Here is a 12477-nt window from a genome sequence, read left to right on the forward strand (position 1 = left end):
GCATAGAACTCCACCTTGGCGATCGTGCCATCGCTGTCGGCGGCGGTCGCGCTTAGCGTGATCCTGGCTGGCGCGGTGTAGCTGGTGCCGTTGGGCGGCGCGGTGATCGACACGCTCGGGGCCGCGTTGGTCGACGTGGCGCTCCAGGCTTCCAGCTCGACGACGCGGCTGTTGCCGCCGATGGCGCCGTTGACCAGCACGCGGATCCGGTCGGTGCTGATGGCCGGGAACGCGAAGCTGCGCAGCACCAGATTGTTGCCGGTGACGTTGCCGCCGGGTACGTCCAGCCAGGCGCTGCCGGTCCAGTACTGCACTTGGAAGGAGGTGATGCCGTACTGGGTGAAGGTGGTGCTCGAAATCGGGTCGCTGCCCAGCGAGGCGAAGTTGTCGGCCAGCGTGTAGACATTGATCTGGCTGATCGACTGGACGCCGGAGAAGGTGATCTGCGCCCAGTCGGGATAGGTACCGAAGCTGTTGTCGCTCCAGCCGCCGGTTCCCTGGCCCCACTTGTTGCCGCGGCGGTCGCCGTCGTTGATCGAACTCACCGGATAGGAAGAACTGGCGGTCGACGATGCCGAGGCAACGCCGCCGTTGGCGGCCAACGCGACGTTGAGGACGGATCCCGGTGGCGTCGCGTCGACGACGCGGATCGAGATCGGACTGGACGTGGCCGACAGGCCGCCGTTGTCGGTGGCGACTGCGGTGAGCGTGTAGCTGCCAGCGGCCACGTTGGTCCAGCTGAAGCTGTAGGGGGCGCTGGTGGCGGTGCCGATCTTGCTGCTGCCGTTGTAGAAGTCGACGGTGGTGATGGCACCGTCGGTGTCGGCGGCGGTGGCTGTCAGCGTCACCGTGGCGGGCGAAGCGTAGGTGGTGTTGTTTGCGGGGGCGCTCAGCGTGACGGTCGGAATCGCATGAGCCGGTGGATTGATCGTGATGCTGACCGCGGCACTGGTGGCCGAGGCGCCGCCGCTGTCGGTGGCGCGGGCGGTGATGCTGTAGGTGCCCGCCGGAACACCCGTCCAGCTCAGGGTGTACGGGGAACTCGTGGTTTCCCCGATCTTGGTCGTGCCGGCGAAGAATTCGACCTTGCTGACAGTGCCGCCCGCATCGCTGGCGGTGGCGCCGAGCGTGACCGTGGCCGGTGAACTGGAGCCCACGCTGGCCGTGCTCAGGACGACCGTCGGTGCGGTGTTGCCAGGCGGATTGATCGTGATCAGCGCTGGAGCCGAGGTCGTGGCGATGCCATTGGCGTCGGTCGCCACGGCGCTGATGTAGTAGCTGCCATAGCCGGCGCCGGTCCAGTTGAACGCGTAGGGCGCTGTGGCGGCTTCGCCGAGCTTGGTGGTGCCGGCATAGAACTCGACCTTGGTGATGGTGCTGTTCGCGCTGCTGGCGGAGGCCTGGATAGACACCGAAGCCGGGCCGCTGACGGTCGAGCCATTCGTCGGCAGCGTCAGCGTGACGCTGGGTGCGCTGGCCGATGGCGTCAGGCGCAGCGCCCAGATCTCGGCGCCGACGCCGGTGCCACCGCCGCCGAACACGACGGTTCGCCGCTGCACCGGGTCATACGCGATCTGGCCCAGGTAGCGCGGTAGCGGCGCGGCCATCGGCTGCAACTGCTTCCAGGTGTTGCTCGGATAGTGGTAGTACCAGGTTTCACCGTTGGCGCTGCCATCGTTGGTGAGGCCGCCGAACAGCACGGTGACGCCGGCCGATTCGTCGTAGGCCATCACCTGCTTGGCGCGCGCGCTCGGCGCCGTGCTCGGCTTCATGTTGCGCCAGGTGTTCGTCTTCAGCGAGTAGACCCAGGTTTCGTCGCCAAGGCTGTTGGCTGCGCACTTCGGCACGTCGTTGCACATGCCGCCGAACATGATGAAGACATCGTTGGCCTTGTCGTAGACCATCGAGTTCAGGATTTCGCCGTGACCCGATGGGGTGACCGCCGGCACCGGCAGCTTCGTCCACAGCTTCGTGTTCACATCGAGCTTCCAGACGCTCGCGTCGTCGAAGCTCGCCAGCGCGCCGCCCCAGAGGATGAAGGCCTGATCGGCGCTGGAATAGGCGGTGGCGGACGCGCGGCGCGCGCCGGGCGTCAGGCTCGTGCTGCCACCGGGCGGGTTCTGGCCGGTCCACTGCTGCGTCGTCGGGTCGAAGTACCAGACCCCGGCCGTGGTGGACGCATAGATTCGATAGCTGGCACCGGGTTGCAGCGTCGGCACAGCGGACGCCAGCGTCAGCGTCTTGCTCGTGGCGTCGTAGCCCGTGATGGCAACGTCGTACGCACCGGTCAAGACGTGCCAGTAGGTGTAGTAGCCGTTGGTCGCGCCGGCCAGGTTGGGGTCGACGATGGAGGTAGTCGTCGTGCCGGCACCGGCGGTGCGTAGCGCGCCGTTCGCGTCGCAGCGATAGCCGCTGGTAACGCCGAACAGCCAGTAGAGGTTGTTGACCGGGTCGTACTTGAACGCGCTGTCGTCGCTGCCATTGGGCTTGGTGAAACCCTCGGTGCCGGGACAGGCTGTGTACGGATCGAGCTGGGTCCAGTTACCGCTGGCGGCGTTGTAGGACCACATGTCGTTGTTGTACTGGGCGACACCGCCGTTGCCGCCCCATATGACCATCTCGCCGCGCTGGGAGTCCCAGGTCATCTCGGTCCACACGCGGCCGTAGGGACCGGCGGGTGGCGCATAGTTCGGATTTGGCAGCGGCGACCATGTGCCGACCAGGTCGGGTGCCGTGGCGGTCATTGCGTCCCCGGCCGACAGCCGCTTTGCCGTCGGGCCCGCGTCGGCCGCCTGCCGTTCGGTGTCGCTGTCGGAACTACCGCCGCCGCAACTGGCCAGCAGGAATACGACTGAAACCGAAGCCAGCAGACGGGAGAGGGGGGCAGTCACGTTCATCAGCGGAATGATGCAGGGTCAATCCCTACCTGTCATCCCGCAACAGAGGGTGTTTGCGACGAGATGCCTTGTTCAATCGTCAATCTTGTGCATGTGTCGCCTTCAGGCGCCCGGGGTGCGCGCCGCTATGGCGCAGTCTTCTCAGCCGGCGTGGCGCGCAGGCGCTTCAGCAGGCGCGTAGCGCTCTCGCGCAGGATCGCGAGGCTGCCGGCCAGCGACGCGCGCCGGTAGGCCACGAAGCCCCAGCGTTCACGGCGCTCTGCCATCCAGGCCGACTTGTACGTGTCGTCGCCAATCAGGTAGTCGATCTCCTGCACCTGCTCGAACACCTGTTCCATCAACAGCGTTGTCAGCAGCGTGCCGGGCGAGAACTCCTTGAACTCTTCGTCGTAGGCGAGCTTGAAGATCTCGGCTCGGCCGGCACCGACCAGCCACAGCTGCGAGGCGATCGCTTGCTCGCCTAGCCAGGCCACGCCCATGAGCAGTTGGCCTGCCTGGCCGAAGGTGTTGATCAGGCCCGGAATGAAGTCCGCATGGGGTTCGGGCTTCTTCCAGCTCCGGCCGTAGATGTGCTCGTAGGCGGCGATCGCCTGCGGCAGATCGGCCAGTTCGCGGACGATCTGCAGGCGGCCGCCGGCAGCTGCGAACTTCTTGGACATGCGCTTGACCGTGCTGCGGACCGCACCGGCGCGCTTCTGGAAATAGCCGGTCCAGGCGTCCTCGATGCGCAGAAACCAGTTGCCGAAGCAGAAGAACTCGAAGGCCGCCCAGCCACTGCTGCGGCAGGCTCCGATCAGCAGCTTGTAGGCCTGCGACTGCGGGTCCATCGGTGAGAACCACAGGCTGTAGGCGCGCGGAAAGTCCTTGCGGATCGCCTGCAACAGCGGCTTCAGTGCGTCCGCGTCAAGGCCTTCGTCGAACGCCGGCTCGTACAACGCACTGTAGAAATTGGACAAGGCTGCGACCTGCTGGCCGAAGCGTACCGTCTCCACGCGGACCGGCAGCAGCGCCACCGGTGTGCCGGCCCGCCGCATCACGTAAAAGCGCAGGTCGGGCGAGTCCTTGTAGACGGTATCGACCAGGTTGGAGAACCAGTCATAGCCGAGCTCCAGGTTGCGGGCGCCGGCGCGCTCCAGCAAGCGCCGGGCGTCGGCGGGCAGGTCCTGCGGGCGGGCGTAAGCCGAGATCGTGGTGTCCATGGCGCTTCGGGGGTCAGCTCTCTTGCTTGGTGCGCCGCCATGGCAGCTTGCCCGCCAGCCAGGCGAGCTCTTCGCCGATCGGGTGCTTGAACAGATGGACCGCCAGCACGAAGGCCGCCAGGCCGGCGCCACCTGCGCCGATCACGGCAGCGAGGTTGCGGTCCGGCCGATCGCCCACCCACAGCAGGATGGCCAAGGGCGCGAGGCTGGTGAACGCGGCCACGCCGATGCTGCGCAGGAGCCCCCGGACCAGGGCCGCCCAGGGGACTTCGAACTGCCGCGCACAGATGCGGGCCCACACCGGCAGTGCCAGGCACTGCGCCGCGCAGAAGCCGATGCCGGCACCCTGGAGGCTGTGTGAGGCTCCGGCACCGATGCACAGGACCTGGATCACGAGGACCGTCAAGGAGGCGCGCAGGATCTGTCCTGCGCGGCCGATCGCCGTCAGCGCCTGGGGGCACAGCGCCGCGGGCAGCCCGATCGACATGCCCAGCGCGAGCCAGCGCATCAGCGGCACCGACTGGTCCCATTGCCAGCCGTACAGCAGCCGTACCAGCGGGTAGCCCAGCAGCGCGATGCCGGCGAAGAAGGACCAGCCGAGCGCCGTCACGTAGGTGAGCGCGCGCACCAGCGGCTCGCCGATGCGGCCCGACTCGCGGTGCTCCTTGGCCAGCAGCGGCATCGCGACAGTGACCGTGGCGTCGAGCACCAGCTTCTGAAACATCGCAGCGAGGCCGTTGCCGCGCGAGTAGAGGCCGGCCGCGCTGAGGTTCTGCAACTTGCCGAGCATGAACTCAGGCGCGCCGGCACCGATGTTCAGCACCACGCTGGTCGCGGAGATCCTCCCGCCGAAGCTCACGACGCGGCGCAGGTCCTTCGTTCCCAGACGCCAGCCGAAGTGAGCCGGGCGGAAGCGCAGCGAGACGGCGGCATTGACGAGCGTGGATGCCAGGTTGCCCCAGGCCAGGCTGATCGGTCCGAAGCCTCGCCACGCTAGTAGCACCGAGGTGATCGAGCCGGCGACGCTGGCACTGAAGCGCATCATCGCCAGGGCGTCGAAGCGCATTTCGCGCATCAGCCAGGCGTAGGTCATCGAGCCGAGCGGATTGACCGCAAAGTTCAGCGAGATCACCCACATGATGGGCACCATCCGCGGCTCGTGGAAGAAGGCCGCCACGGGATAGGCCGCCGCCAGAACGATCACGGCCATCAGCGCGCCGGTGCCCACCAGGACGGTCCAGGTGGCGCTGATGCGATCGGGCGTCAGCTCCTTCTCCTGCACCAGGTACTGCCCGGCGCCGAGGTCGCGCATCGCCGAGATGAACATGATGAAAACCATGGACACCGAGAACACGCCCAGTTCGGCCGGCGTCAGCAGTCGCGCGACCGCCATCGACGCGACGATGGACAGCAGCAGCGCCGAATAGCGGTCGAGGAACGAGAAGGCCAGCGCGCGCCGGGTGCTCATGATGAAATTTCCGGCGTTTGCGGGCGCGCCGGTGCTGCCTTGCCGGCAGTCCTCACCTGGCGTCCGATGCGACTGAGCTGGCCGGCGCGCTGGCCGCTTCCGGCGCCGGCTCGGCCCAGCGGCCGGCCTGGGTCAGCTTCTGCTGCAGGCCGGTCTGCTGCGCGCCCAGCGCGCGAGCCTTGTGCGCGAACGTGAGGGCGTTGTCGTAGTCCTTCAGGTCGAAATACAGCAGCCCGATGTTGTAGTAGGTCAACGGGTTGTCGCCCGCCAGACCTTCTGCAGCGCGGAGCTGCGTGCGCGCCTCTTGCGTGCGCGCCAGCCGGGTCAGGTAGGTGACGTACAACATGCGCACGACCTGGTCGTCGGGCGCGAAGCGGATGGCTCGCTCGAAATAGCACTCGACCTGGTAGTGCGCGCCGCGCGGCTGCACCGTCTTGTCCTTGACGCCCAGATCGGCCATTGCGATCAACGCGCGAGCGTGGTTCGGGAACGCCCGCAGCACGTAGTCGAGGTCGCCGCCGATGGGGCCTTCCTGGCCGCGGATCAGCATCTCGACTTGCGGAGAGAAGTGGTGCTCGTGGACGATCTGCAACTTGTCGGCGTCCTTGCGATAGTCGAACGGGCCGTACTGGCCGGGCGGCCGCAAGGGCCCGCATGGCTCCGGGCTGTCCTGCTGCGCATGACCCGTCTGCGCCAGCAGCAAGGGGAACAGCGTCAGTGCCGTCAGTCGCGCGAACCGTCGCATGGAGTGTCCCGTCCTCATTTCGTTGTCGTTCATGCTGTAACCAGCGAACGTTGCCAGGCCAGCGTGCACGCCTCGACCTGCTGGCGAGCCGTCGCGTTCGAGCAGGTGTGGTCCGCGTCGGGCAGGGCCTGGATGGTCAGGCCCCTGCGCTTCATCGCGCCGGACCAGTCGGCGGCCGACCTGGCGTAGTCCTGGAATTCCTGGGCCACCACGTCGCGCCCGCAGAGCATCAGCAGGATCGGGCCCGGGAAGGCGTGCCAAGTCCGTGCCATCCGCTGCTGGTAGGACAGGGAGGCCTGCTGTCCGGGCTTGTCCACGGATCCACCGAACGAAGCTCGCAGATGATCGGCCAGATCACGCAGCGCGGTCATCGCCACCTTGCCCGACAACAGCTTCTTCCAGAACTCCGCCTGCTTCAGCCGCGACGCGTAGTAGTGCTTCACCTGCGCCTTGGCGAACGATTGCTCCGAGCGCACCCAAGGATTGATCAGGCACAGGCCCTTGATGCGCGGATCGGTGGTCTCGTCCAGATAGAGCAGCGCGGCGGAGGCTCCGTCGCACAGGCCCCACAAGGTCACGGCCTGCAGACCCGGCAGCCTGGCATGCAGTGCATCGACCGCCGCCTTGACGTCCATGCCGACGTCGGTGAATTGCCGCTGTGGGCCTTCGCTGTCGCCCATGCCGGTGTAGTCGAAGCGCAGCACGGCGATGCCTTCGCTGGCGAGGCGACGAGCCAGCAGCGTGAACTGCCGGTGGCTGCCGACACGGTATTGGGGCCCGCCAACGATGATGACCGTCGCACTGCGGACGACAGCGGCCGGGTCGGCCGGCAGCGCCAGAATGCCGAGCAGGCGCGCGCCGGCAGGCTCGATGGGCAGGATGCTTTCGACGCAGCTCATGCGACGTCGGCCGATTCCGCTGCGGTCAGCGCTGCCACCGTGGCGGGCAGCAGCTCGGGCGCATCCTCGATCTCGGTCGTCTGCCAGAACGACGGTCCGTGGACGATGCGGCTGCTGCACTGGAAGCCGGCCGCCGACCACTGCGCCAGCGCTCGCGCGGACACCGGCGACAGTTGCACGTCGTCCTGCGGGTCGCCGCGCGTCGTCAGCTCCAGCCATTCCACGCGACCGGAGCCGCCCGACGGCGGCATCAGCTGCGATTGCTCCATGCCATGTGCCAGATCAGGCGACACCTGGTAGCCAGCGACCTCGATCGACCCACCGTCCGCGAGTTGCCGCTTCAGTTCGTCCATCAAGCCCTTGTTGGCGCCGTTCATCATCTCCGCCGCGACCTTGATCCGCAGGAATTGCTGCAGCACGAGCTTGCCGCTCGTCGCGGGCTGCCAGAAGCAGTAGTTGACGGGCTCGTCCAGCTGTTGGCCGGCTTCGGCGGCCAACAGGCAGCCGGCGCGCAGGCCCCAGAACCAGAGCGGAGCACCGGCGGCGTGCTCACTCAGCCAGCGGCGCGCGCGCAGCACGTCGTCGACCCAGGTTTGCCAACCGGCATCGCCGAAGTCGCCGCTGCTGTCACCACAGCCCGCCAGGTCCGCCTGCAGCACGTCGAATCCGGCCGCGGCCAGCGCGCGCGATTGCAGCGCTGCCATGCGACGCGACTTGTTCATCTCTTCGGTGAACGGATGGACGTAGACCACCTGGCCGCGGCGTGTTGCGCCCTGGGCGGGGTGGTGGATGCAGAAGCGCTGCCCGCCGTGCTCGTCGGGCAGAAAGAAGACATGCGGCGCGGCGGCCATCGAGTCGGTGCGGCGGATCAGCCGGCCAACTTGGCGGCCACGAAATCGGTCAGCGATCCGACGGTGGCAAAGGTCTCGCCGTCGATCTCGTCGTCGTCGACGATCAGGCCCAGTTGCTCCTCCAGGCTGGTGATCAGGCTGACGACGGCCATCGAATCGAGCTCCGGGATCGCACCCAGCAGGTGAGTCGAGCGGTCGAACGTCGCGCTGCGGCCGTTGAGGCTCAACACCTCGTCCAGGATGCGCAGCACTTGCTTTTGGGTATCCATGTCGATTTCCGGGAAGGGCGGGCTGGCACGCCTGGTTTTTGAGAGGGGCCTGAATTGGGGGCGAATCTTAGCTGTTCGTACAGCGCGGGTCTGGGCTGCTCTCCCGGCTCGTCAAATCGCTGTGCGATACTTTTTTGCAACATTGACCCGCCAGCAAGCATGCGCGATTCGACCCAGCTGAACGAACTCGTCTCCCGAGCGGCCGATTGGCGCGGGTCGGCGACTGCCTTGACACACGGCGCCGCCAACCTCGGCTATGCCGCACTGGATGAGGCAATGACAGCCTTCGCGGGCGGCTTGATGGCACTGGGTGTCCGTCGCGGAGACCGCGTCGCGATCTACCTGGAGAAGCGTTTCGAGACGGTGATCGCCAGCTTCGGCGCGCCGGCCGCAGGAGCTGCCTTCGTGCCGCTGAATCCGCTGCTGAAGGCCGAGCAGGTGGGCTTCATCCTGCGCGACTGCGATGTCCGAGTGCTCGTGACCTCGCCCGACCGCCATGCGCTGCTGGCGGAGGAACTGAGGCGCTGCGAGGCGCTGCGCCACGTCGTGCTCACGGAGGGGGGCGAGGCATCCGCCGCTGACGGCGGCGTCGAGTTGCATCGCTGGGCGGCGCTGCTCGACGCGCCGCACCGTACCGGCCACCGGACGATCGACACCGACCTGGCCGCAATCCTCTACACATCCGGCAGCACCGGCCGGCCCAAGGGTGTGATGCTGTCGCATCGCAACATGGTGGCCGGCGCCAAAAGCGTGGCGTCCTACCTCGAGAACCACGAGAACGACACGCTGCTGGCCGCGCTGCCGCTCTCCTTCGACGCCGGCTTCAGCCAACTGACGACGGCCTTCCACAGCGGCGCCCGCGTGGTGCTGCTGAACTACCTGCTGCCCCGCGACGTGCTGAAGGCCTTGGATCGCGAGAAGGTGACCGGGCTGACGGCGGTGCCGCCGCTGTACATCCAGCTGACGCAGATGGAATGGCCGCCAGAGATCAACGGGCAGCTGCGCTATTTCGCCAACACAGGCGGTCGGATGCCGCGCGAGACGCTGGACGCGCTGCGGGCCCGCGTGCCCTCGGCCAAGCCCTTCCTGATGTACGGTCTGACCGAGGCGTTCCGCTCGACCTACCTCCCGCCGTCCGAGGTGGATCGACGGCCCGACTCGATCGGCAAGGCGATCCCGAATGCCGAGATCCTCGTGCTGCGCGAGGACGGTACGCCCTGCGCCGCGGACGAGCCGGGCGAACTCGTGCACCGCGGCGCGCTGGTCGGCCTCGGCTATTGGAATGACCCGGAGAAGACGGGCGAGCGCTACAAGCTTCTGCCACCGAATCTCGACGGCCGGCCTGTCGGCCTGCAACTGCCCGAGTACGCAGTCTTCTCCGGCGATACGGTGCGCTGCGACGCCGAAGGGTTCCTGTACTTCGTCGGTCGGCGCGACGAGATGATGAAGACCTCGGGCTACCGCGTCAGCCCGACCGAGGTCGAGGAACTGCTGTACGCGACGAAACTTGTCGGCGAATGCGTCGCCTTCGGTGTCGACCACCCGGCGCTGGGCCAGGCGATCCAGGTGATCGTGACGGCGCCGGCGGGCGCGGCCGACGTCGATCTCGCTGCGCTGATGGCCGAATGCCGCCGGCGCATGCCGGCTTACATGGTGCCCTCCGGCATCGAGGTCCAGCCCGGGCCGCTGCCCCGCAACCCGAACGGCAAGATCGACCGCAAGCTGCTCTCGACCGCGTGGGTCGAGCGGGCGCAGGCCTGATCCCCCTTCACCGATCCTGCACGAGACGATGTCCGACGAAGCCCCAGTCCAGCCCCGGCGCGTGCCCGCGCACGCGGCGATGTCCCAGTTCCAGGTCCGCGATGGCGAGTTGATCGTCGGCGGGTTGAAGGTCTCGCTGCTGGCCGAGCGTGTCGGCCAGACGCCTTTCTACGCCTACGACCGCGAGCTGCTGCGGGCGCGCGTCGCGCAGCTGCGCGACGCGCTGCCGAAGGCGGTGAAGCTGCACTATGCGATGAAGGCGAATCCGATGCCTGCAGTCGTCGGGCTGATGGCCGGCCTCGTCGACGGCGTCGACGTGGCTTCGGCCGGCGAATTGCAGGTGGCGCTGAACAGTGGTGCCGACCCGGCCGAGATCAGCTTCGCCGGGCCTGGCAAGCGCGACATTGAACTGCGCCAGGCGGTGGCGGCCGGCGTGCTGGTCAACGTCGAATCGGCGCGCGAGCTGCCGGTGCTGGCCGAGGCTTCGCAGCGCCTGGGCCTGCCGGCACGGGTGGCGGTGCGCGTCAACCCGGACTTCGAGCTGAAGGGCTCGGGCATGAAGATGGGCGGCGGCCCGAAGCAGTTCGGGGTGGACACCGAACTGCTGCCGGCGCTGCTGGCTGATATCGGCCGGATGGGGCTGGCTTTCGAGGGCTTTCACCTGTTTGCCGGTTCGCAGAACCTGCGGGCCGAATCGATCTGCGAGGCGCAGCAGAAGTCCTACGAACTGGCGCTGCGGCTCGCCGCCGATGCACCGGGGCCGGTGAAGTTCCTGAACCTCGGCGGTGGCTTCGGCATTCCGTACTTTCCGGGTGAGCAGCCGCTGGACCTGGCGCCGATCGGCGCCAACCTGGAGGCGCTGGTCGCCCGCGCTGCAAACGACATGCCGCAGGCTTCGCTCGTCATCGAACTGGGGCGCTACTTCGTCGGGGAGGCCGGCGTCTACGTCACGCGGATCGTCGATCGCAAGGTCTCGCGAGGTCAGGTCTATCTTGTTGCCGATGGCGGCTTGAATCATCACCTGGCCGCGTCCGGCAATTTCGGTCAGGTCGTCCGCAAGAACTATCCGGCGACGATCGGTAACAGGGCCGGCAGTGCCGCGCGCGAGCAGGCCTCCGTGGTCGGCCCCCTGTGCACGCCGCTGGACCTGCTCGCTGATCGGATGGAACTGCCGGTGGCAGAGGTCGGGGATCTGGCCGTTGTCTTCCAGTCCGGGGCCTACGGCCGCAGCGCCAGCCCGCAGGATTTCCTTGGCCACCCGCACTGTGTCGAAGTGCTCGTCTGAATCCCCCCGCCCGAACCACCATGTACGGACATATCCTGCAAGCGTATGCGCAACCTGACTGGCCTCTGATCAAGCGCTTTCAGGAGGGATGGCCAGAGGCCGTCGTCCATGCGCCGGCCTTCCCGAGCCTGCGCTACCGCACGAAGCTGCAGTTCCTCGCGCAACTGCCGCGACTGTTCACGTTCGGCTTCAAGACCGGCTGGCAGGCCTTGAAGGGCGAGCGCAGGCCCGAGGTCTTCATCGTCGGTACGGATCCGGAGGTGTTCGGGCTCTGGCTGGCGCAGGTGCTGCGCGGCAAGCGCGTGCCGATCGTGATGGTCGGCTTCATCTACACGCTGCGCAAGGCGGCCTGGCTCACTGAACTGCGGCGCTGGTACTTCAAGCTGGTGCTGTCCCTGTGCACCGGCATCATCTGCCACTCGACCCTGGAGACGACGCGCTACAAGTCGATCTTCAGGCTGAAGAAGACGAAGTTTGCCGTCGTGCCGTTTGCGCTGAACGTCGTGCGACCGCCGGCAGAGGCGATCCGCGAGGGCGGCTACGCGATGAGCGCTGGCCGTGCCGAACGCGACTACGCCCTTCTTGCGCGCGCCTGGGCGGGTATGGACAAGCAGTTGCATATCGTCTGCGACACCGAGGCGCCGCTGCAGGACGTGCCCGCGAGTCCGCACATCGAGCTGTTCCGTCGCTGCTTCGAGAACGACTACTTCCTGCAGATCGCGGGCGCCGACTTCGTCGTCGTGACGCTGAAGGATCCGGAACTGTCGGCCGGGCAGATGGTGCTGCTCCAGTCGATGTCGATGGGCAAGCCGGTGATCATCAGCCGCACGCCGACGACGGAGGAGTACGGGGAGCACCTGCAGACGCTGTACTTCGTCGAGCACGCGTCCGAACAGGCGCTGCGCGACGCCATCCGCACGCTGGAAGCCGATCCGGCCCTGCGAGCACGTATCGGTGCGGCGGCGCGCGAGCACTACGAGAGCCGCCACACGGTGGTTGCCTACACGCGCGGCGTGCTGGGGGCTACCGAGCAGATGCTGGCCTAATCGAACAGACTGGACGCTGGTGACGTTCGACGGATAGCGCTGGACTGCCCTTTTCCT

The 12477-nt window shown here is 67.3% G+C and carries 10 protein-coding genes; 3 read left to right on the forward strand and 7 right to left on the reverse strand.

Annotated features, from left to right (window positions below; translation table 11 throughout):
- The 7 genes from B0W88_RS11545 to B0W88_RS11575 all read right to left on the reverse strand — a co-directional run.
- A partial coding sequence (locus tag B0W88_RS11545; RefSeq protein ID WP_198937822.1) for an Ig-like domain-containing protein occupies positions 1-2744 on the reverse strand: 2744 nt, incomplete at its 3' end.
- A gap of 278 nt (positions 2745-3022) precedes the next feature.
- Positions 3023-4096 (reverse strand): GNAT family N-acetyltransferase, encoded by a 1074-nt coding sequence (locus B0W88_RS11550; RefSeq protein ID WP_077034808.1) that lies wholly within the window; start codon positions 4094-4096, stop codon positions 3023-3025.
- Positions 4097-4109: 13 nt separating this feature from the next.
- Positions 4110-5564, reverse strand: coding sequence for a lipopolysaccharide biosynthesis protein (locus B0W88_RS11555; protein WP_077034809.1), 1455 nt, complete (start codon positions 5562-5564; stop codon positions 4110-4112).
- A 52-nt stretch (positions 5565-5616) separates the two neighbouring features.
- Positions 5617-6342, reverse strand: coding sequence for an ABC transporter permease (locus B0W88_RS11560; RefSeq protein WP_144006725.1), 726 nt, complete (start codon positions 6340-6342; stop codon positions 5617-5619).
- A complete protein-coding gene (locus B0W88_RS11565; RefSeq protein ID WP_077034811.1) occupies positions 6339-7208 on the reverse strand; it encodes a hydrolase 1, exosortase A system-associated in 870 nt (289 codons plus the stop codon). Before B0W88_RS11565 ends, B0W88_RS11560 begins: the two co-directional genes overlap by 4 nt.
- A complete protein-coding gene (locus tag B0W88_RS11570) occupies positions 7205-8059 on the reverse strand; it encodes a hydrolase 2, exosortase A system-associated (protein WP_077034812.1) in 855 nt (284 codons plus the stop codon). Before B0W88_RS11570 ends, B0W88_RS11565 begins: the two co-directional genes overlap by 4 nt.
- 17 nt (positions 8060-8076) lie before the next feature.
- On the reverse strand, positions 8077-8328 hold the full coding sequence (locus B0W88_RS11575) for an acyl carrier protein (RefSeq protein WP_077034813.1): 252 nt from the start codon (positions 8326-8328) through the stop codon (positions 8077-8079).
- A gap of 159 nt (positions 8329-8487) precedes the next feature.
- Between B0W88_RS11575 and B0W88_RS11580 the strand changes: the two genes are divergently transcribed.
- Genes B0W88_RS11580 through B0W88_RS11590 form a run of 3 tightly spaced genes read left to right on the forward strand, consistent with a single transcriptional unit; the run spans position 8488 to position 12420 of the window.
- Positions 8488-10089, forward strand: a complete 1602-nt coding sequence (locus tag B0W88_RS11580; RefSeq protein WP_077034814.1) for an acyl-CoA ligase (AMP-forming), exosortase A system-associated — start codon at positions 8488-8490, stop codon at positions 10087-10089.
- 28 nt (positions 10090-10117) lie between these two features.
- Positions 10118-11374, forward strand: coding sequence for a pyridoxal-dependent decarboxylase, exosortase A system-associated (locus B0W88_RS11585; protein ID WP_077034815.1), 1257 nt, complete (start codon positions 10118-10120; stop codon positions 11372-11374).
- A 20-nt stretch (positions 11375-11394) separates the two neighbouring features.
- On the forward strand, positions 11395-12420 hold the full coding sequence (locus B0W88_RS11590) for a glycosyltransferase (RefSeq protein ID WP_077034816.1): 1026 nt from the start codon (positions 11395-11397) through the stop codon (positions 12418-12420).
- The last annotated feature ends 57 nt before the right edge of the window (positions 12421-12477 follow it).

The organism is Pelomonas sp. KK5, from assembly GCF_001984095.1.
GTDB lineage: Bacteria > Pseudomonadota > Gammaproteobacteria > Burkholderiales > Burkholderiaceae_C > KK5.

Coding starts and splice junctions, on each gene's coding strand:
- B0W88_RS11580 (WP_077034814.1), top strand. CDS start 8,488: ATGCGCGATTCGACCCAGCTGAACGAACTCGTCTCCCGAGCGGCCGAT.
- B0W88_RS11560 (WP_144006725.1), bottom strand. CDS start 6,342: ATGAACGACAACGAAATGAGGACGGGACACTCCATGCGACGGTTCGCG.
- B0W88_RS11575 (WP_077034813.1), bottom strand. CDS start 8,328: ATGGATACCCAAAAGCAAGTGCTGCGCATCCTGGACGAGGTGTTGAGC.
- B0W88_RS11585 (WP_077034815.1), top strand. CDS start 10,118: ATGTCCGACGAAGCCCCAGTCCAGCCCCGGCGCGTGCCCGCGCACGCG.
- B0W88_RS11570 (WP_077034812.1), bottom strand. CDS start 8,059: ATGGCCGCCGCGCCGCATGTCTTCTTTCTGCCCGACGAGCACGGCGGG.
- B0W88_RS11555 (WP_077034809.1), bottom strand. CDS start 5,564: ATGAGCACCCGGCGCGCGCTGGCCTTCTCGTTCCTCGACCGCTATTCG.
- B0W88_RS11590 (WP_077034816.1), top strand. CDS start 11,395: ATGTACGGACATATCCTGCAAGCGTATGCGCAACCTGACTGGCCTCTG.
- B0W88_RS11565 (WP_077034811.1), bottom strand. CDS start 7,208: ATGAGCTGCGTCGAAAGCATCCTGCCCATCGAGCCTGCCGGCGCGCGC.
- B0W88_RS11550 (WP_077034808.1), bottom strand. CDS start 4,096: ATGGACACCACGATCTCGGCTTACGCCCGCCCGCAGGACCTGCCCGCC.